At 71.4% G+C, this 18740-nt stretch carries 17 protein-coding genes and 1 pseudogene; 8 read left to right on the top strand and 10 right to left on the bottom strand.

The annotated features are described in order from the left end of the window. The 5 genes and pseudogenes from G3I40_RS47340 to G3I40_RS24175 all read right to left on the bottom strand — a co-directional run. Positions 1-223 (bottom strand): annotated as a pseudogene (locus tag G3I40_RS47340) (gfo/Idh/MocA family oxidoreductase); the annotation flags it as partial. 55 nt (positions 224-278) lie between these two features. Beyond that, on the bottom strand, positions 279-1337 hold the full coding sequence (locus G3I40_RS24190; protein WP_164304220.1) for a substrate-binding domain-containing protein: 1059 nt from the start codon (positions 1335-1337) through the stop codon (positions 279-281). Between the two features lie 19 nt (positions 1338-1356). Beyond that, positions 1357-2307, bottom strand: a complete 951-nt coding sequence (locus G3I40_RS24185) for an ABC transporter permease (protein ID WP_239091916.1) — start codon at positions 2305-2307, stop codon at positions 1357-1359. A gap of 62 nt (positions 2308-2369) precedes the next feature. Continuing rightward, positions 2370-3878, bottom strand: coding sequence for a sugar ABC transporter ATP-binding protein (locus tag G3I40_RS24180; RefSeq protein ID WP_164304218.1), 1509 nt, complete (start codon positions 3876-3878; stop codon positions 2370-2372). 144 nt (positions 3879-4022) lie between these two features. Further along, positions 4023-5204, bottom strand: coding sequence for an ROK family transcriptional regulator (locus G3I40_RS24175; protein ID WP_164304221.1), 1182 nt, complete (start codon positions 5202-5204; stop codon positions 4023-4025). A 242-nt stretch (positions 5205-5446) separates the two neighbouring features. Between G3I40_RS24175 and G3I40_RS24170 the strand changes: the two genes are divergently transcribed. Continuing rightward, a complete protein-coding gene (locus G3I40_RS24170; RefSeq protein WP_164304217.1) occupies positions 5447-6682 on the top strand; it encodes a low temperature requirement protein A in 1236 nt (411 codons plus the stop codon). 241 nt (positions 6683-6923) lie between these two features. After that, positions 6924-7508 (top strand): TIGR03086 family metal-binding protein, encoded by a 585-nt coding sequence (locus G3I40_RS24165; RefSeq protein ID WP_164304216.1) that lies wholly within the window; start codon positions 6924-6926, stop codon positions 7506-7508. Between the two features lie 86 nt (positions 7509-7594). On the opposite strand, the gene G3I40_RS24160 is transcribed toward G3I40_RS24165, so the two are convergent. The 4 genes from G3I40_RS24160 to G3I40_RS24150 form a co-directional block, all read right to left on the bottom strand. Further along, the gene (locus G3I40_RS24160) at positions 7595-8272 is read right to left on the bottom strand and encodes a GntR family transcriptional regulator (protein WP_164304215.1); all 678 of its coding nucleotides are present in this window, start codon (positions 8270-8272) and stop codon (positions 7595-7597) included. A gap of 170 nt (positions 8273-8442) precedes the next feature. Continuing rightward, complete coding sequence (locus G3I40_RS24155) at positions 8443-9390, bottom strand: beta-ketoacyl-ACP synthase III (RefSeq protein ID WP_164304214.1); 948 nt, start codon at positions 9388-9390, stop codon at positions 8443-8445. 133 nt (positions 9391-9523) lie between these two features. Beyond that, positions 9524-9649, bottom strand: coding sequence for a hypothetical protein (locus G3I40_RS47960; protein ID WP_275410218.1), 126 nt, complete (start codon positions 9647-9649; stop codon positions 9524-9526). Then, positions 9627-10973, bottom strand: coding sequence for an OFA family MFS transporter (locus G3I40_RS24150; RefSeq protein WP_164304213.1), 1347 nt, complete (start codon positions 10971-10973; stop codon positions 9627-9629). Before G3I40_RS24150 ends, G3I40_RS47960 begins: the two co-directional genes overlap by 23 nt. 241 nt (positions 10974-11214) lie before the next feature. On the opposite strand from G3I40_RS24150, the gene G3I40_RS24145 reads away from it, so the two are divergent. From G3I40_RS24145 to fdhD, 5 genes are read left to right on the top strand one after another with little or no spacing between them, the layout of a single operon-like run. Further along, positions 11215-12195: a 2-dehydropantoate 2-reductase gene (locus tag G3I40_RS24145; RefSeq protein ID WP_164304212.1), complete on the top strand. Its 981-nt coding sequence runs from the start codon at positions 11215-11217 to the stop codon at positions 12193-12195. After that, a complete protein-coding gene (locus tag G3I40_RS24140) occupies positions 12192-14147 on the top strand; it encodes a molybdopterin-dependent oxidoreductase (RefSeq protein ID WP_164304211.1) in 1956 nt (651 codons plus the stop codon). The genes G3I40_RS24145 and G3I40_RS24140 overlap by 4 nt, the downstream gene beginning before the upstream one ends. 6 nt (positions 14148-14153) lie before the next feature. Continuing rightward, positions 14154-15974, top strand: a complete 1821-nt coding sequence (locus tag G3I40_RS24135) for an NADH-ubiquinone oxidoreductase-F iron-sulfur binding region domain-containing protein (protein ID WP_164304210.1) — start codon at positions 14154-14156, stop codon at positions 15972-15974. Then, the gene (locus tag G3I40_RS24130; protein WP_164304209.1) at positions 15971-16831 is read left to right on the top strand and encodes a 2Fe-2S iron-sulfur cluster-binding protein; all 861 of its coding nucleotides are present in this window, start codon (positions 15971-15973) and stop codon (positions 16829-16831) included. The genes G3I40_RS24135 and G3I40_RS24130 overlap by 4 nt, the downstream gene beginning before the upstream one ends. A 7-nt stretch (positions 16832-16838) precedes the next feature. Next, positions 16839-17696, top strand: coding sequence for a formate dehydrogenase accessory sulfurtransferase FdhD (fdhD, locus tag G3I40_RS24125; protein WP_164304208.1), 858 nt, complete (start codon positions 16839-16841; stop codon positions 17694-17696). Positions 17697-17764: 68 nt separating this feature from the next. Here fdhD and G3I40_RS24120 read toward each other — a convergent pair whose 3' ends face one another. Further along, entirely contained in the window at positions 17765-18244 is a 480-nt protein-coding gene (locus G3I40_RS24120) for a MarR family winged helix-turn-helix transcriptional regulator (RefSeq protein ID WP_164304207.1), read from the bottom strand. 96 nt (positions 18245-18340) lie between these two features. On the opposite strand from G3I40_RS24120, the gene G3I40_RS24115 reads away from it, so the two are divergent. Then, positions 18341-18740: alcohol dehydrogenase catalytic domain-containing protein (locus G3I40_RS24115; RefSeq protein WP_164304206.1), on the top strand; the 400-nt coding region annotated here is incomplete at its 3' end.

The following is an 18740-nucleotide window of genomic DNA, read 5'->3' as shown; positions in this document are numbered from 1 at the left end:
CGGCGGCGGCGCGCACGGCCCCCGCGTCCCGGCCGCAGACCGCGGCGAGCCGGGGCGTGAGCGGCAGGTCGAAGGCGCGCCCCACGGTGCGCCACCCCTGTGAGTGGGCGGCGCCCATGAACGCGTAGCCGACCATGCCGACACCCAGGACCGGCTTCACCTCTCCCTCGGTGTCGCCGCCGCCCGTCTCCCGAGCCGTCGAACCCGTACTGCTGCCTGCCATGCGGAAGTCCTCCTCGTCCACGCGGTGATCGCCAGGTGCCTCGTGCCGGCGCCCGTCACTTGAAGCCGGTCGGCAGGTACTTGCTGACGTTCTCCTTGTCGACGACGGCGGAGAACAGCGTGACGTGGGCCGGGATCTCGAACTCGGCCATGCCGCTGATCCCCTTGCCCTGGCCGAGGGCGCGGGCCAGGTCGATGGCGGAGGCCGCCATGGTGGGCGGGTACAGGACGGTGGCCTTCAGCACGCTGTCGTCGGCCTGGATGGCCTGCATCGCGGACAGCGCGCCCGCGCCGCCCACCATCAGGAATCCTTCGCGGCCCGCCTGCTTGATGGCGCGCAGGGCGCCGACGCCCTGGTCGTCGTCGTGGTTCCACATGGCGTCGAAGTTCTTCTGCGCCTGCAGGAGCTGGGCCATCTTGGCCTGGCCCGACTCGACGGTGAAGTCGGCGGCCTGGCGGGCCACCTTCTTGATGTTCGGGTAGTTCTTCAGGGCGTCGTCGAAGCCCTGCGTGCGCTGCTTGGTGAGTTCGAGGTTGTCGATCCCCGCGAGCTCGATGACCTTGGCGTTCTTCTTGTCCTTGAGCTTCTCGCCGATGTAGTTGCCGGCGCTCAGGCCCATGCCGTAGTTGTCGCCGCCGACCCAGCAGCGGTACGCCTGCGGGGTGTTGAAGATGCGGTCGAGGTTCACGACGGGGATGCCCGCGCGCATCGCCTTGAGGCCGACCTGCGTGAGCGCCTTGCCGTCGGCCGGCAGGACGACGAGGACGTCGACCTTCTTGTTGATGAGCGTCTCGACCTGGCCGATCTGCGCGGCGGTGTCGTTCGAGCCCTCCGTGGCCTCGAAGGTCACGTCGGAGTACTTCTTCGCCCGCTGCTCGGCGTTGTCGTTGATGGCGTTGAGCCAGCCGTGGTCGGCCTGGGGACCCGCGAAGCCGATGGTGACCTGCTTGCCCTTCTTGTCGTCGGCGACCGGCTGGTCGGCGGCCTTGCTGCTGTCGCCCTTGTCGCTGGGCTCGTTGCTGGTGCAGGCGGTGAGCAGGCCGCCGGTGGTGACGGCGGCGGCCGCGCCGAACAGGATGTTTCTACGGCTCGTGACGCTTGTCGACTCTGGCATGGCGTCGTCCCTTCGCGGGTCAGGTGGTGGAGTTGGCCGTACGTCGCTGGACCAGGACCGCGGCGACGATGATCGCGCCCTTGGCGATCTGCTGCGTCGCGGTTTCCAGGTTGTTCAGCGCGAAGATGTTCTGGATCGTCTGGAAGATCAGGACGCCCAGGACGGAGCCGACGATGGTGCCGCGGCCGCCGGTCAGGAGGGTGCCGCCGATGATGGCCGCGGCGATGGCGTCGAGTTCGTAGAGGTTGCCGTTGGTGTTCTGGCCGGAGCCGGCCAGCACGATCAGCAGGAAAGCGGCGATGCCGCAGCACAGCCCGGACAGCAGGTACAGGTACAGGCGCTGGCGGCGTACGTCGATGCCGGCGAGCCGCGCGGCCTCCGCGTTGCCGCCGACGGCGACGGAGCGGCGGCCGAACGTGGTGCGGTTCAGGACGAGCCAGCCGATGACCGTGACGCCGGCGAAGACGAGGACGAGCGGCGGGATGCCGAGGACGTAGGCGTCCCGCTCACCGAGCTTCAGGACGCTGTCCACGGTGACCGTCTGGGTGTTGCCGTCGGTGATCTGCAGGGCGAGACCGCGGCCGGAGGCGAGCATCGCGAGGGTCGCGATGAACGGGACCATGCCGCCGTACGCGATGAGCACGCCGTTGACCAGGCCGCAGGCGACGCCGACGGCGACCGCGGTGAACAGGATGCCGACGAAGCCGAAGTCCTGGGTGGCGACCGTGGTCGCCCAGCAACTGGCGAGGGCCACGATCGCGCCGACGGAGAGGTCGATGCCACCGGACATGATCACGAAGGTCATGCCGACGGTGACGACTCCGATGACGGAGGCCTGGGTCAGGATGAGCTGGACGTTGTCGGTGTCCAGGAAGGAGTCGGGCTGGGTGATGCCGCCGATGACGACCAGGACGGCGAGGACACCGAGCAGGGACAGCGTGCGGACGTCGAGGCGCAGCGTCCGGGGCATGCGGGGGCGCGGGGCCGCGTCGGGCTGGGTCTTGACCGGGCGGGTGGGTGAGGCTGGCTGCGTCATGTCGCCGGGGTTCCTTCCATCACCAGGTCCAGGACCCGGTGTTCCGTCAGTTCCTTGGCCGGGGCCTCGTGGACGACTCGTCCCTCCCGCAGGACCAGGACGCGGTCCGCGAGGCCCAGGACCTCGGGGACCTCGCTGGAGACCAGGAGTACGGCGAGTCCGTCGTCGGCCAGCCGGCGGATGACCGCGTAGAGCTCGGCGCGGGCGCCGACGTCCACGCCGCGGGTCGGCTCGTCCAGGAGCAGGACCTTGCATCCGCGCAGCAGCCAGCGGGCCAGGACGGCCTTCTGCTGGTTGCCGCCGGACAGGGTGCGCACGGGCGCCGAGGGGTTGTCCGGGCGCAGGGACAGTTCCCGGGTCGCCTTGAGCGCGGCCTCGCGTTCGCGGCCGCGGTCCAGCCAACCCCCGTACGAGAAGCGGGACATGGAGGAGACGGAGACGTTGCGCGTGACCGACTCCAGCATCAGCAGGCCCTGCGCCTTGCGCTCCTCGGGGGCGAGGCCGAGGCCGGCGCGGACCGCGGCGCGGACGCTGCCGGGGCGCAGGTCCCGTCCCTCGACGCTGACCTGGCCGGTCGTCGGCTTGCGCGCGCCGTAGATCGTCTCCAGGACCTCGGAGCGTCCCGAGCCGACGAGCCCGGCCAGACCCACGATCTCGCCGGGGCGGATCTCCAGGTCGAGTGGCGCGAACTCGCCCTCGCGGGAGAGGTTGCGCACGCGCAGGACCGGTTGCGTCAGGCTCGTGGCGACCGGGACGGGGACCGGCTCCGGGCGCGGCGGGAAGACGTACTCGACGTTGCGGCCCGTCATCAGCGCGACCACGTCACGCGTGGGCGTGTCCTTGGCCGGGAGTCCGCCCGCCACGGCGCGGCCGTCCTTGAGGACGGTGACCCGGTCGCCGATGCGGCGGATCTCCTCCAGGCGGTGCGAGATGTAGACGACGGCGACGCCTTCGGCGGTGAGGTCGCCGACGATGCGGAAGAGGTTGTCGACCTCGTCGGGGTCGAGCGCCGCGGAGGGCTCGTCCATGACGATGAGGCGTACGTCGTGCGAGAGCGCGCGGGCCATCGAGACGATCTGCTGTCCGGCGGCCGAGAGGTCACCGACCAGCGTGCCGGGGGCGACCTCGCCGTGGCCAAGTCGCTTGAGCAGGGCGGCAGTTGCCGCTTTCGCGTCCCGTCCTCGTACGACGAAGCCGGCCGAGGTCGGCTCGTGTCCGAGGAAGACGTTCTCGGCCACCGACAGTCCCTCGACCAGGTCGAGCTCCTGGTAGATGGTGGCGATCCCGAGCCGCATCGCGGCGATCGGCGAGCGCAGGGTGACCGGTTCTCCGCGCCAGGTGATGGCGCCCTCGTCGGGCTGGTGGGCGCCCGCGAGGACCTTGATGAGAGTGGACTTGCCCGCGCCGTTCTGGCCGAGCAGACAGTGCACCTCGCCCGCCTGGACGTCGAGGTCCACGCCGTCGAGGGCGCGGACGCCGGGGAACGACTTGGTGATGCCGGACATGGTGAGCAGCGGTGGTTCTGGTACCGAACGTGCCGAAGGCGGCGAAGGTGCCATGGCGGTGTTCCCCTAGCAGCGGGTGCGGGCCGGTTTCCGGGCAGGGCGGAGCAGGGCGCTGTACTGGGTGACGTGGTGGAGCCGGGAGTTCTACGCGGGTGAGAACAGGTGGTCGCTGATCAGGCGGGCGCCGCCGATGACTCCGGCGGTGGGGCCGAGCTCGCCCAGGACGATGGGCAGATTGCCGGTCGCGAGCGGCAGCGACTGGCGGTAGACCTGGGTGCGCAGGGCGGCGAGGAGCGTGTGGCCGAGGCCGGTGACACCGCCGCCGATGACGACGAGGCCGGGGTTGAAGAAGCTGACGAGCGAGGCGATGACCTGGCCGGTGCGGTTGCCGCCCTCGCGGATCAGGTCGAGGGAGGTGCCGTCACCGGCGGCCGCGGCGACCGCCACGTCGGCGGCGCTGAGCGTGCCGACCGTCTCCAGGCGTCCGGCGAGTTCGGGCGAGCGCCCGTCGCGGGCGGCCTCCTCGGCGTCGCGGGCCAGTGCCGCGCCGCTGAAGTAGGCCTCCAGGCAGCCCCTGTTGCCGCAGGCGCACTGCCTGCCGTCGGGCTCCACCTGGATGTGTCCGATGTCGCCGGCCGAGCCGGTCGTACCGCGGTAGACCTCACCGCCGACGACGATGCCGCAGCCGATGCCGGTGCCGATCTTGACGCAGAGGAAGTCGCGCGCCTGGCGGGCGACGCCAGCGTGCTGCTCCCCCATCGCCATCAGGTTCACGTCGTTGTCGACCATGACGGGGCAGCCCAGCTCCTGGCTGAGTGCCTCGCGGACCGGGAAACCGTCCCAGCCGGGCATGATCGGCGGGGCGACCGGGACGCCCTCGGGGAAGCGGACCGGACCGGGCACTCCGATGCCCGCTCCGTCGAACCCCTCGGCCAGTCCGGACGCCCTCAACTTGGCGGCCATGGCCAGTACTTGCTCGAAGACCGCGACCGGTCCCTCGCGTACGTCCATGGGCTGGGTGATGTGCCCGAGGACCTCCAGCTCGGCGTTGGTGACGGCGACGTCGACCGAGGTCGCGCCGATGTCGACGCCGAGGAAGCGGAGTTCGGGCGCGAGCCGGATGTTGTGGGAGCGGCGGCCGCCGCGCGAGGCGGCGAGTCCGTCGGCCACGACGAGTCCGGTCTCCAGGAGCCGGTCCACCTCGACGGCCAGCTTGGAGCGCGACAGGTCGATCTGATCGCCGAGCTGGGCACGGGAGTTGGGCCCTCCGTCGCGCAGCAGTCGCAACAAGCGCGCCTGGTGCGCGTTCGCGGGTCGAGCCGTCATGCGTCTCACGTGCCCCTCCCCGCCTCTTCGGGCTCCAGTGGACCGACCGGCCTGTCGGACCGTAGTCGTTTCGGCCAGTCGTTCTTTCGATGGGGAACGTAGCAGCGCGTGCCGGGTGTGGGAAGAAGTTGCGCAGGAATTACCCATGACTTTCTCCCGTCACAGGACAAAGGTCGGCTCCCGGCAGCCTCACGTAGTCTTTCGGCCGCGACAACACGCCACGTCACAGGGGGAGTTCGGACATGACGCCGGAAACGGCACCAGCAGCACGAGACGGGAAGATATCGGACGAGGCCGAGCCCGCGGTCACGCAACGGGTGACCTCGTTGGAGCTCTTCTTCGACCTGGTCTTCGTCTATACGCTGACCCAGTTGACGGTGCTGATCGCGCACCACCTGTCGTGGGCCACGGCCGCGCGGGTCGTCCTCCTCTTCATGGTCCTCTACTGGATGTACTCGGCGTACGCCTACCTCACCAACCAGGTGCCGCCGGACCGCCCCTCGCGCCGTCTCCTGATGCTGCTCGGCATGGCGGCGTTCCTGGTCTGCGCCCTGTCGATCCCGCACGTCTTCGACCCGCACACGAACGCGGGCGTCGTCTTCGGCCTCGGCCTCCTCCTGGTCGTCCTGGTGCACAGCGTCCTGTACACGCGCAGCCACGGGACCGACGTCATCTGGTACGCGGTGCCCAACTCCCTCGCGGCGCTCGCCGTGACGGGCGCGGGCCTGACCTCGGGGCTGCCCGCGGACGGGCTGTGGGTGCTGGCGATCGTGCTGCAGTTCGCGACGCCGCGCCTGGCGGAGTACGGACCGAGCCGCAGGTCGGGGCGCCCGAGCGCCGAACTGCGCTCCCAGATGGGGAAGTTGCACCCCGGGCACTTCGTGGAGCGGCACGGCCTGCTGCTGATCGTCTCGTTCGGCGAGTCTGTCGTCGCGATCGGGGTCGGCATCGGCGACCTGCCGTTCACCGCGGACGTGCTCACGGGCGCCTTCCTCGCGCTCGCCCTGGCCGGGGCGCTGTGGTGGACGTACTTCGTCCGCGACGAGGGCGGGGCGGAGCGCCGCTTCGCGGCCACCCCGGCCGACCGGCGGTGGTGGCTCGCGATGACCGCGTACTACTACGCCTTCCTGCCGATGCTGCTCGGCGTCGCGTTCCTCGCCGCGGGGATCAAGAAGTCGCTCGGGCACATCGGCGAGCACCTGGATGCGGGCCCGGCCCTGGCGCTCGCGGGCGGCGTGGCGCTGTTCCTGGCCGGGGACGTGGCGTTCCGGGCGGCGATGCGGCTGTTCCCGCTGGGCTTCCGGGCGCTCGCCGTGCCCGTGGTGCTCGCGACGGCGCTGCTGGGCATCTACGGGTCCGCGTTGCTCCAACTCCTCGTTCTGGTCGTTTCGTTGGTGGTCATGCTCGCCGCTGAGGCACGCTGGTCCCCTCGCGCGTCCGTCGTGGAGGACGCCGGCACGGCAGGGGGGCTCGCATGATCCCGGTGACAGGGCGAGGGGCGACGTCGGGGACGTCGACGCCTCCTTCCGGTTCCATGGGGCCGGGGCGCCGGACGAGTCACCGGCGCGAGGCACCGTGGAGAGAGTCACAGGACGGGCACCGCGCACCTTCACCTGGTGGGCCCGCGACCACGTGACCGCCTTCCGGTGACGCGGAACGGTCCCCTGCACGCTCCACCCGAGTTCCTCATTCGCCTTACCCATCAAGGGAGTTGACGTCATGAGCCCGGTCGACAGCTACACACTCATGGAGCAGGCCCACGACTACTTGCGCGCCGCCGTGCGCGGCGTCCCGGCGGACGGCTGGGGCAGGCCCACGCCGTGCACCGCGTGGACGGTCCGCCAAGTGCTCAACCACGCCCGCCTCGACCAGCAGGCGCTCGTGATGCAGATCGGCGGCAGCGTCCCGGCCGGCGACCCCTTCGAGCCGGTCGACACGCTCACCCCCGACCCGCTCGGCGAACTGGCGGCGGTGCTCGACGAGTCGTCCGCGGCCTGGGAGTCCGTCGGCCGGGACGCCGAGGAGGTGACGACACCGGTCGGCACCGTGACGGCCCAGGTCGGCACCGCTCTCGCCGCCCTCGACGCGGCGGTGCACGCATGGGACATCGCCCGCGCCACCGGGCAGGACCTGCCGCTGTCCGACGAGCTGGCGGCGGGCCTGCTGGAGCCGGTCGGCCCGTTCGTCGACTTCGTACGGGCGAACTACGGCAAGTACGGCCCGGCCGTCGCGGTCCCCGAGCACACGGGCGCCGGGGACCGGCTGCTCGCGTTCACGGGCCGCGACCCGCAGTGGAAGCCGTAGCGCGTTGGGGACCGGACAGCTCCCAAGGCGTGTTGCGAAAGTCCCGTCGTTCGCCCGAGGGGCAGGTGGGACTCTCGCAACACCCCCTAGTCCTGGTTGCGGTGGTGGTACGTCTCGCGGGTGTGCTCCGTGTGCGCCCGCATCACCGCCGTGGCCCGGGCCTCGTCGCGGGCGGAGATCGCCTCGATGAGTGCGCGGTGCTCGATCCAGGACTGCTTGCCGCGCTGGCGGGCCACCGGCTGGTAGTACCAGCGCACCCGGGCGTCGACCTGGCCGGCCAGCTCCGCCAGCACCACGTTGCCCGCGAGTTCCATGACCTTCGCGTGGAACTCGGCGTTCGTCGCGACGACCAGGTCCACGTCCCCGTCGGCGACGGCCTGCTCGCCCTTGGCGCAGAGCTCCTCCAGGGCGGCGATCCCGGTCTTGCCCGCGTTGGCCGCGGCGAGCCGGGCCGCCTCGGCCTCCAGCAGCGTACGGACGGTGAGGAGTTGGTCGGCCTCCTCCTCCGTCGGCTCGTGCACGAACGCGCCCTGCGCCGGGCGCAGGTCCACCCAGCCCTCGGTGTTCAGCCGCTGCAGCGCCTCGCGCACCGGCTGGCGCGAGACTCCGAGGTGGCCGGCCAACTCGCTCTCGACGAGGTGCTGTCCGGGCTGCAGGGCACGGGTCGTGATGAGTTCGAGCAGCGCCTCGTACACCCGCTCGCGCAACGGGCCGGGGCGCTCCAGCCTGGGCACCGCCCCCTGCGGCAGTCCTGTGGACAACATCGCGGTCCCCCTCCTGGGCTTCGGACACCCGGCACGCCGGTTCCGGAGCCGGTACCCGTCAGCCGGTACCCGTCACCGGAACAGTGGATTGTCTTTGGAATACAGTTTACCGAGCACAATCGCCACAGCTAGGGGGAGTTGGCCTCGTCACATCCCGTCCCTCTCCCCCGTCACGGGACGCGCACGACCTGGCCCGCGTACGAGAGGTTCCCGCCGAAGCCGAAGAGCAGCGCGGGCGCCCCGCTCGCGACCTCGCCGCGCTCGATCAGCTTGGACAGCGCCATCGGCACGCTCGCGGCCGAGGTGTTGCCGGAGTCGACGACGTCCCGCGCCACCACGGCGTGCACGGCGCCGATCTTGTGCGCGAGGGGTTCGATGATGCGCAGGTTGGCCTGGTGCAGCACGACCGCGGCGAGATCGGCCGGTGTCAGGCCCGCCTTCTCGCAGGCCTCGCGGGCCAGCGGCGGCAACTGCCGGGTGGCCCACCGGTAGACGGACTGGCCCTCCTGCGCGAAGCGCGCGGGTTCGCCCTCGATGCGCACCGCGTTGCCCATCTCGGGGACCGAGCCCCACAGGACGGGGCCGATGCCGGGCTCCTCCCCGTCGGCGCACGGCTCGATCACCACGGCGCCCGCGCCGTCGCCGACCAGGACGCACGTGGAGCGGTCGGTCCAGTCGGTGACGGCCGACATCTTGTCCGCGCCGATGACGAGCGCGCGGGTGGCCGCACCCGCGCGCAGGGTGTGGTCGGCGGTGGCGAGGGCGTGCGTGAAGCCGGCGCAGACGACGTTCAGGTCGAGCGCCGCGGGCGAGGGAACGCCCAGGCGGTGGGCGACGCGGGCCGCCGTGTTCGGGGAGCGGTCGACGGCCGTGGAGGTGGCGACGACGACCAGGTCGACGGCGTCGGCGGTGAGGCCCGCGGCGGCCAGCGCCTTGGCCGCCGCGTGCGCGGCGAGCTCGTCGACGGGTTCGTCGGGGCCCGCGATGTGCCGGGTGCGGATGCCGACGCGCGAGCGGATCCACTCGTCGTCGGTGTCGACCATGCCCGCCAGGTCCTCGTTGGTGAGCACTCTGGCGGGCTGGTAATGGCCGATGCCGACGATGCGCGAACCATTCATGGAGAGGTCCCCTCGTATGCCTGGCTCGCGGGCCGTGCGAGCTGCGGACGTTCCAGTCTGGTCAGCGACCGGCGAGTACGAGGTGAGGTAATGCGACAGGATTGTGCGGTCCTGGTTGGAGAGTTCTGCCCGATCACCCCGTGAACAGCTGTGTAGCTTTTTGCACCAGTTCGTACACACCGTAGGCGAGCGGGGCCCCCACCCACAGCCAGGCGAAGGCGATCAGGCCGCGGCGCCTAGGCGGGCTGCTGGTGGTCACGGTCGGCGGTGTCATCGGAGGACTCCCTCGGGGCGGGGACGTGGTGGTGGCGGGCGTGGACGGGCCGTACGAGTTCGTTGGCGACGAAGCCGACGACGAGCAGGCCGATCATGATCGCGAGCGAGAGGCCGTAGAGGGACGCACCGTGCTTCCCGGCGTCCTTCTGGCTGTCGGCGACCCGGTTGACGATGAGCGGTCCGAGCACCCCGGCCGTCGACCAGGCGGTGAGCAGGCGGCCGTGGATGGCGCCCACCTGGTACGTGCCGAACAGGTCCTTCAGGTAGGCCGGAACGGTCGCGAAGCCGCCTCCGTAGAAGGAGAGGATCACGAGCGCGCAGACGACGAAGAGGGGCTTGGAGCCGTCTCCGTAGAGCGCGATCAGGAGGTACATCAGGGCGCCCACGCCGAGGTAGAGGCGGTAGACGTTCTTGCGTCCGATGAGGTCCGAGGTGGAGGACCAGCCGATGCGGCCGGCCATGTTCGCGGCGGACAGGAGAGCGACGAAGCCCGCGGCGGCGGACGCGGAGACCGGGGTGCTGGTGTCCGCGAAGAAGTCCGTGATCATGGGGGCCGCCTTTTCCAGGATGCCGATGCCCGCCGTCACGTTCATGCACAGGACGATCCACAGGCACCAGAACTGGGGTGTGCGGATCGCCTGGTTCGCGGAGACCTGCGGGCCGGCGAGGACCGGCACCGCACTGTCCCGCGCCGGCGTGACGGCCGCCTTCGGCACCCGCACCAACAGCACGCCCAGCGTCATGAACACGGCGTACGCCAGCCCGTGCACGAGGAACGCCAGCGCGATGCCGCCGCTGTCCGCGCCGAACGACTCCAGCATCTGCGCGCTCCACGGTGACGCGATCAGCGCGCCGCCGCCGAAGCCCATGATCGCGATGCCGGTGGCCATGCCGGGCCGGTCGGGGAACCACTTGATCAGGGTGGAGACCGGGGAGATGTAGCCGATGCCGAGGCCGATGCCGCCGACGCCGCCGTAGCCGAGGACGATCAGCCAGTACTGCTCGGTGGCGGCGCCGAGGGCGGCGAGCAGGAAGCCCGAGGAGAAGCAGACGAGGGCGACGGACATCGCCCAGCGCGGTCCGTTGCGCTCGACGAGGGTGCCGCCGAACGCGGCGGACAGGCCCAGCATCACGATGCCGAGCTGGAACGGCAGCGCGCTCTGCGTGCCGCTGAGGTTCAGGGCGGATTCGAGGGGCGGTTTGAACACGCTCCAGGCGTACGCCTGGCCGATGGAGAGGTGGACCGAGAGGGCGGCGGGCGGTACGAGCCAGCGGCTCCAGCCGGTCGGTGCGACGGGGGGCCTCATGATCCCGAACGGTAGGCAGCGCCACGGGACTTGGGAAGAGGTCGGACGTCAGTCCGTACAGAATCCGTCGACGGTATGCAATGCCTTGGCAAGCCCTCGCCCGAGCCGGTGCGCGGAGTCTTGTCGGCCCAACTTCCATACTGTAGACAATATTCCATCGACAGCCCTCCGCTTCCCTCCGGACCGCCACTGCCGTGCGAGCAGGGCGGAGCCGGAACCCTCGACCGAACGGAGCGAGCCAGTGAAAGTCGCAGTCCTCGGCGCCGGAGCGATCGGCGCCTATGTCGGAGCCGCGCTGCACCGCGCCGGCGCCGAGGTCCATCTCGTCGCCCGTGGACCGCACTTGGCGGCCTTGAGGCGCAGCGGTGTCCAGGTCATCAGCCCGCGCGGCGACTTCACCGCGCGGGCCCACGCCACCGACGACCCGGCCGGGATCGGGCCCGTCGACTATGTGTTCCTCGGCCTCAAGGCCAACTCGTACGCGGCGTGCGGGCCGCTGATCGAGCCCTTGCTGCACGAGCGCACCGCGGTCGTCGCGGCGCAGAACGGCATCCCCTGGTGGTACTTCCACGGGCACGGCGGCCCGCACGACGGCCACCGCCTGGAGAGCGTCGACCCGGGCGGCACGGTCAGCGCGGTGCTCGCGCCCGAGCGGGCCGTCGGCTGCGTCGTCTACGCGGCAACGGAGCTGGCGGCGCCGGGAGTCGTCCGCCATCTCGAAGGGACCCGGTTCTCCCTCGGGGAGCCGGACCGCTCGGTGTCGCAGCGCTGTGTGGCATTCAGTGACGCGATGAAGGAAGGCGGGCTCAAATGCCCCGTCGAGCCGGATCTGCGCGCCGACATCTGGATCAAACTGCTCGGCAACATCTCCTTCAACCCGATCAGCGCCCTGGTGCGCGCCACGATGCGGCAGATGTGTCTGCACGGCGGCACCCGCCGGGTCATCGAGATCATGATGACCGAGACGCTCGCCGTCGCCGAGGCGCTCGGCTGCAAGCCCGACATCTCCGTGGAGCGCCGCCTGGCCGGCGCCGAACGCGTCGGCGACCACCGCACCTCCACGCTGCAGGACCTGGAACGCGGAAAGCCCCTGGAGCTTGACGTGTTGCTGGCCGCGGTCGTGGAGCTGGCGGACATCACGGGCGTCGAGGTGCCCACGCTGCGCACCGTGCACGCCCTCTCGGACCTGCTCGCCCACGGCATGAGGAGGGACGCCGCATGAAGCAGAAGCGGCGCGACCGCGATCCGAAGACCTACGCCCGGCTCACCCACCCCCTGGTGCGCGAGGTCCCGGGCGACCGCGCCTCCCCCTTCAGGACCGCCACGTGGGACGAGGCGCTCACCCTGGCGGCGGACGGGTTCCGCGGCGCCCGCGAGGAGCACGGCCCGGACTCCTTCGCGATGCTGTCCTGCGCCCGCGCCACCAACGAGATGAACTTCGTGGCGCAGAAGTTCACCCGCGTCGTCATGGGCACCAACAACGTCGACTCCTGCAACCGTACGTGTCATGCGCCGAGCGTGGCCGGACTGTCCGCGGTGTTCGGGTCGGGCGGGGGCACGTCCTCGTACGAAGAGGTCGAGCACACCGACCTCATCGTGATGTGGGGGTCCAACGCCCGCTTCGCGCACCCGATCTTCTTCCAGCACGTGCTGAAGGGGATACGCAACGGGGCGCGGATGTACGCCGTCGACCCGCGCCGCACCTCGACGGCCGAGTGGGCGGAGAGCTGGCTCGGGCTGAACGTCGGCACCGACATCCCCCTCGCGCACGCGGTCGCCCGGGAGATCATCGCCGCCGATCTGCACAACAAGGCGTTCGTGGAGCGGGCGACGACCGGCTTCGAGGAGTTCAAGGCGCTCGTCGAGCCCTGGACGCTGTCCCTCGCGGAGAAGGTCACCGGCGTCCCCGCGGCCGCCGTCCGCGATCTCGCCCACGCCTACGCGCGGGCCGAACGCGCCCAGCTGTGCTGGACGTTGGGGATCACCGAGCACCACAACGGGACCGACAACGTCCGGGCGCTCATCAACCTCTCCCTGCTGACCGGGCACGTCGGGCGGTACGGCGCCGGGGTGCAGCCGCTGCGCGGGCAGAACAACGTGCAGGGCGGCGGCGACATGGGCGCCATCCCGAACCGGCTGCCCGGGTTCCAGGACATCCTCGACGACGGCCACCGGCTGAAGTTCGAGCAGGCCTGGCAGACCGTGATCCCGCCGCGCTACGGCATGACGCTGACCGACATGTTCGAGGCCATGGAGCACGGGCGGCTGCACGCCGTGTACTGCATCGGTGAGAACCCGGCCCAGTCGGAGGCCGACAGCGAGCAGGCCGCGCGCCGGCTCGCCGCGCTCGACCACCTCGTCGTGCAGGACATCTTCTTGACGAAGACCGCGCAGATGGCGGACGTGGTGCTGCCCGCGACCGCGGCGTGGGCGGAGACGGACGGGACCACCACCAACAGCGAGCGGCGCGTCCAGCGGGTGCGGGCCGCGCTCACCCCGCCCGGTGAGGCCCGCGAGGACATCGACATCCTGTGCGACGTCGCCTCGCGGCTCGGCCACGACTGGAAGTACGCGGACGCCGAGGCCGTCTGGAACGAGCTGCGGTCGCTGTCGCCGGACCACTTCGGGATGACGTACGACCGCCTGACCCGACTGCAGGGGCTGCAGTGGCCCTGCCCGGACGTGGACGAGCTGCCCCCCTCCTATCTGCACGGGCGGCTGTGGGACGCGGACGAGGCGCGGCGCGGGCGGCTCGCGCCGTTCGGGCTCGTCGAGCACGACCCGCCGGTCGACCTCACCGACGAGGCGTATCCGATCCGGCTGACGACCGGGCGTCGGCTCGACTCGTACAACACCGGTGTGCAGAGCGGGAGTTTCGCCTCCCCGCTGCGCCGCGGCGAGTACGTCGAGCTGTGTCCCGAGGACGCCGAGCGGTACGGGGTCGTGGTCGGTGAGGAGGTGCGGGTCTCCTCGCGGCGCGGGGTGGTGACCGCACCCGTCTGGGTCGACCCCGGCCTGCGTCCGGGGCTCGCCTTCATGACCATGCACTTCCCCGACGAGGTGGACACCAACCTGCTGACGATCGAGGCGAACTGCCCGATCGCCGGGACGGCGGAGTTCAAGGCGTCGGCGATACGGATCGAGAAGCTGACCGCGTCTGAGTTGAGGGGCTGAGCAACCGTGGACCTGCGCTTCGGTGACGGCAAGCCGACGGACGAGGAACGGGAGGCGGTCGACGCGCTCCTCGGGCCGCCGGAATCCGCCTGGGAGGGGGCCGACGACCGGACGGACTCCGATCTGCGGTGGGCCAGGGGCGGGCGCGCGGCCCGCGAGCGGCGGGACTTGCTGTTGCCGGGGCTGCACGCGGTCAACGACCGGGTGGGGTGGATCAGCGAGGGCGCCCTCGACTATCTGTGCCGGCGGCTGACGGTGCCGCCGTCGGAGGCGTACGGGGTGGCCACGTTCTACTCCATGTTCTCGCTGCGGGCGCGGCCCGCGACGGTGCTGCACGTGTGTACGGACCTCGCTTGTGCGCGGGTGGGCGGGGCCGAGTTGTGTGCCTCGGCGCGTTCTTCGGCCGGAGCGGATGTCCATGTGGAGGAGTCGCCGTGTCTGGGGCTCTGTGAGCGGGCGCCTGCCGCGCTGCGGGTGCGGGCCGGATCCACGGTTTCCGCGGTGCCGGTCGCGCCGTTTCGGGGCTCCGCCCCGGACCCCGCTCCTCAATCGCCGGAGGGGCTTGATGCGCCCGGCGCCTCAGCGGCCGTTCCGCAGGCCGGTGACCCGGGGCTCGTCCTGCTCAGGCGCATCGGCCGCGTCGACCCCGCCTCCCTCGACGACTACCGGGCCGAGGGCGGGTACGCCGCGCTGCGGCGGGCCTTCGCGCTCGGGCCCGCCGCCGTCATCCGGGAGGTGACCGACGCGGGGCTCGTGGGGCGGGGCGGGGCCGCGTTCCCCACGGGGCGCAAGTGGCAGGCGACCGCGGCGCAGCCGGACGGCCCGCACTATCTCGTCTGCAACGCCGACGAGTCGGAGCCCGGCACCTTCAAGGACCGTGTCGTGATGGAGGGCGACCCGTACGCGCTCGTCGAGGCGATGACGATCGCGGCGTACGCGACGGGCGCGCGCCACGGCTACCTGTATCTGCGCGGGGAGTACCCGCGAGCACTGGAGCGGATGACGCACGCCGTGCGACAGGCCCGTGTGCGGGGGCTGTTGGGGGACGACATCCTCGGGCAGGGCTTCTCCTTCGACATCGAGATCCGGCGCGGCGCGGGCGCCTACATCTGCGGCGAGGAGACCGCACTGTTCAACTCCATCGAGGGGTATCGCGGGGAGCCGCGCTCCAAGCCGCCGTTCCCGGTGGAGAAGGGCCTGTTCGGCAAGCCGACCGCCGCCAACAACGTCGAGACGCTGGTGAACGTGCTGCCGATCCTGACCATGGGCGCGCAGGCGTACGCCGCCGTCGGCACCGGGCAGTCGACCGGACCCAAGCTGTTCTGCGTGTCCGGCGCCGTCGAGCGGCCCGGCACCTACGAGCTGCCCTTCGGCGCCACCCTCGGCGACCTGCTCGCCCTCGCCGGCACCCCGAACCCGCTGAAGGCGATCCTGCTCGGCGGCGCCGCGGGCGGCTTCGTGCGCCCCGACGAGCTGGACATCCCGCTCACCTTCGAGGGCACCCGTGCCGCGGGCACCACCCTCGGCTCGGGCGTGGTCATGGCCTTCGACGACGCGCTGCCGCTCCCCCGGATCCTGCTGCGCATCGCCCAGTTCTTCCGCGAGGAGTCGTGCGGGCAGTGCGTGCCGTGCCGGGTGGGCACGGTGCGCCAGCAGGAGGCGCTGCACCGGATCGCCGAGAAGAAGGGCATCGCCGCCGACGACGACATCGCGCTGCTGCGCGAGGTGGGGCGGGCCATGAAGGACGCCTCGATCTGCGGTCTGGGCCAGACCGCGTGGAACGCCATCGAGTCCGCCATCGACCGCCTGGGGGCGTACGCATCATGACCGCTGTCGAGCTGGGGATCCCCCGCCGCCTGCTGGAGTTCACGATCGACGGGGAGGCGGTGCGGGCGCCCGAGGGCGCCACGCTCCTCGACGCGTGCCGCGCGGCGGGCAAGGACGTCCCGACCCTGTGCCAGGGCGACACCCTCGCCCCGAAGAACGCCTGCCGCGTGTGCGTCGTGGAGGTCGAGGGGGCGCGCACGCTCGTGCCCGCGTGCTCCCGGAAGGCGGAGGCCGGCATGGAGGTGCGCACGGACACCGAGCGCGCCCGGCACAGCCGCAAGGTCGTCCTCGAACTCCTCGCGTCCTCGGTCGACTTGTCGACGACTCCCCATGTCGCTTCATGGATCAAGGAGTACGAGGCGAAGCCGGACCGCTTCGGCCCGGACGCGCGGCGCCTGGACGAGGAGCCGCGGGTCGACAACGACCTGTACGTGCGCGACTACGACAAGTGCATCCTCTGCTACAAGTGCGTGGACGCCTGTGGTGACCAGTGGCAGAACAGCTTCGCGATCTCGGTCGCCGGGCGCGGCTTCGACGCCCGGATCGCCGTCGAGCACGACGCGGCGCTGACCGACTCGGCGTGCGTGTACTGCGGCAACTGCATCGAGGTGTGTCCGACGGGCGCGCTGTCGTTCAAGTCGGAGTTCGACATGCGGGCCGCCGGTACGTGGGACGAGTCGGCGCAGACCGAGACGACCACGGTGTGCGCGTACTGCGGAGTCGGCTGCAACCTCACGCTCCATGTGCAGGACAATGAGATCGTGAAGGTCACCTCCCCGCACGACAACCCGGTGACCCACGGCAACCTCTGCATCAAGGGCCGCTTCGGCTACCAGCACGTACAGAACCGGGACTGATCAAGACATGGGACGAGTCACCGAACGCCGCAAGGTGATCCGGATCAGGGACGGGCGCGTGACGACCCGGCCGGACACCCTCGTCGCGGAGGAGCCCCTGGAGATCCGGCTGAACGGCAAGCCGCTCGCCATCACCATGCGCACCCCGGGCGACGACTTCGCGCTCGCGGCGGGCTTCCTGGTGAGCGAGGGCGTGCTCGCCGCGGCGGACGACCTGCAGAACATCGTCTACTGCGCCGGGGCCACCCAGGACGGTTCCAACACGTACAACGTGGTCGACGTGCGGACCGCGCCGGGGATCGTGATGCCCGACATCACGCTGGAGCGCAACGTCTACACGACCTCGTCCTGCGGGCTGTGCGGCAAGGCCAGCCTGGACGCGGTGCGCACCACGGCCCGGTTCCCGATCGCCGACGCTCCCCCGGTCCGGCTGACGCCCGAGCTGCTCACCTCGCTCCCCGACCGGCTGCGCGAGGCCCAGCGCGTGTTCGACCGGACCGGGGGGCTGCACGCCGCCGCCCTCTTCGACGAGGAAGGGCACCTCGTCGACATACGGGAGGACGTGGGGCGGCACAACGCGGTCGACAAGCTCGTCGGGCGGGCCCTGCAGAGCGGTGACCTGCCGCTGTCGCGGTCGGTCCTGATGGTGTCCGGGCGGGCGTCCTTCGAGCTGGCGCAGAAGGCCGTGATGGCGGGGATACCGGTGCTCGCCGCGGTCTCCGCGCCCTCGTCGCTCGCCGTCGACCTGGCCGCCGAGACGGGCCTGACCCTGATCGGCTTCCTGAGGGGCGCCTCCATGAACGTGTACGCGGGTGAGCACCGGGTCGCCCTGCAGGCCGAGACGGCCGCTGCACAGCAGGGCTGACCCGGCCCCCGCGGCACGGCGGCGGGGACCCGGACCGGCGGGGAGCGCCCCCTGCGCCGGCCGGGCCCCTACGCCGATCCCCCCTCGGTCCCGGTGCCGGCGTCGTCGGGGGCGATGCCGCTGACGCGGCGGAGCATGTCGAGGAACAGGTCCCGCTCGGCCGGCGGGAGCGGGGCGAGGAGTGCGTCGTTGGCGACGCGCGCCGCATCGGCGCACGCACGGAGCCGGCGGGTCCCCTCCTCGGTGAGGGTGACCGCGTTCTTGCGCCGGTCCGTGGGATCGGGGGCGCGCTCGACGAGGTCGGCGGCCTGCAGGTCGTTCAGGACGCCCACCATGTCCTTGGGGTCGAGCCGGACACCGCGCACGAGGTCGGCCTGCGCGACGGGTTCCAGGTCGGCGACGGCGCTGAGCACCACGTGGTGCCACATCTTGAGTCCCTGCTCGGCGAGGGCGTCCGCGACGAGACCTCGGCCGCGCGCGGCGGCCCGGCCGAGGAGCCAGCTGGGCAGGTCGCGGATGGCGCTCGGGGCGGTGTTCTCGGCGTTCATTCCGTCAGCGTACCGATAAACCATTGGACTTCCCAATGAACTTCACCCTATCGTTGGGATTCCCAACGAACGTCGGTGAAGAAGGCGGTGACGCGTATGCGTCGTGTCCGGTACGCCCGCAGCGGCGACCCCGAAGTCCTGTTCCTGGAGGAGGTCCCCGTCCCCGAGCCGGGGCCCGGCGAACTCCTCGTGCGCACCGAGGCGATCGGCGTCACGCTGCCCGTCGTCCGCAAGGTCCGCGAGCCCCGGGAGCCGATCGCGCTCGGCGGGGAGATCGCGGGCGAGGTCGTCGCGCTCGGCGAGGGCACGACGGGATACACGGTCGGCGACCGGGTCACCGGCCTGACCTTCGGCCACGGCTACGCGGACCATGCCCTGCTGAACGTCGCGATGGCTTCGCCGGTGCCGCACGGGGCGCGCGCGGTCGACGCGGTCGCCCTCGTGCGCAGCGGGCTCGTCGCGTACGGGGCGTTGCGGGCGGCGCGGCCCGAGGTGG

The organism is Streptomyces sp. SID14478 (assembly GCF_010548525.1).
In the GTDB taxonomy this organism is placed as follows: Bacteria; Actinomycetota; Actinomycetes; order Streptomycetales; family Streptomycetaceae; genus Streptomyces.
Note: the sequence above shows the minus strand (reverse complement) of the source record. Positions and strands in the feature narration are given on the sequence as shown.

Bases quoted from the DNA above. Each gene is read 5' to 3' on its own strand.
- G3I40_RS24150 (WP_164304213.1), bottom strand. From the start codon at position 10,973: ATGAGGCCCCCCGTCGCACCGACCGGCTGGAGCCGCTGGCTCGTACCG.
- G3I40_RS24155 (WP_164304214.1), bottom strand. From the start codon at position 9,390: ATGAATGGTTCGCGCATCGTCGGCATCGGCCATTACCAGCCCGCCAGA.
- G3I40_RS24140 (WP_164304211.1), top strand. From the start codon at position 12,192: ATGAAGCAGAAGCGGCGCGACCGCGATCCGAAGACCTACGCCCGGCTC.
- G3I40_RS24120 (WP_164304207.1), bottom strand. From the start codon at position 18,244: ATGAACGCCGAGAACACCGCCCCGAGCGCCATCCGCGACCTGCCCAGC.
- G3I40_RS24180 (WP_164304218.1), bottom strand. From the start codon at position 3,878: ATGTCCGGCATCACCAAGTCGTTCCCCGGCGTCCGCGCCCTCGACGGC.
- G3I40_RS24190 (WP_164304220.1), bottom strand. From the start codon at position 1,337: ATGCCAGAGTCGACAAGCGTCACGAGCCGTAGAAACATCCTGTTCGGC.
- G3I40_RS24175 (WP_164304221.1), bottom strand. From the start codon at position 5,204: ATGACGGCTCGACCCGCGAACGCGCACCAGGCGCGCTTGTTGCGACTG.
- fdhD (WP_164304208.1), top strand. From the start codon at position 16,839: ATGGGACGAGTCACCGAACGCCGCAAGGTGATCCGGATCAGGGACGGG.
- G3I40_RS24165 (WP_164304216.1), top strand. From the start codon at position 6,924: ATGAGCCCGGTCGACAGCTACACACTCATGGAGCAGGCCCACGACTAC.
- G3I40_RS24185 (WP_239091916.1), bottom strand. From the start codon at position 2,307: ATGCCCCGGACGCTGCGCCTCGACGTCCGCACGCTGTCCCTGCTCGGT.
- G3I40_RS24170 (WP_164304217.1), top strand. From the start codon at position 5,447: ATGACGCCGGAAACGGCACCAGCAGCACGAGACGGGAAGATATCGGAC.
- G3I40_RS24130 (WP_164304209.1), top strand. From the start codon at position 15,971: ATGACCGCTGTCGAGCTGGGGATCCCCCGCCGCCTGCTGGAGTTCACG.
- G3I40_RS24160 (WP_164304215.1), bottom strand. From the start codon at position 8,272: ATGTTGTCCACAGGACTGCCGCAGGGGGCGGTGCCCAGGCTGGAGCGC.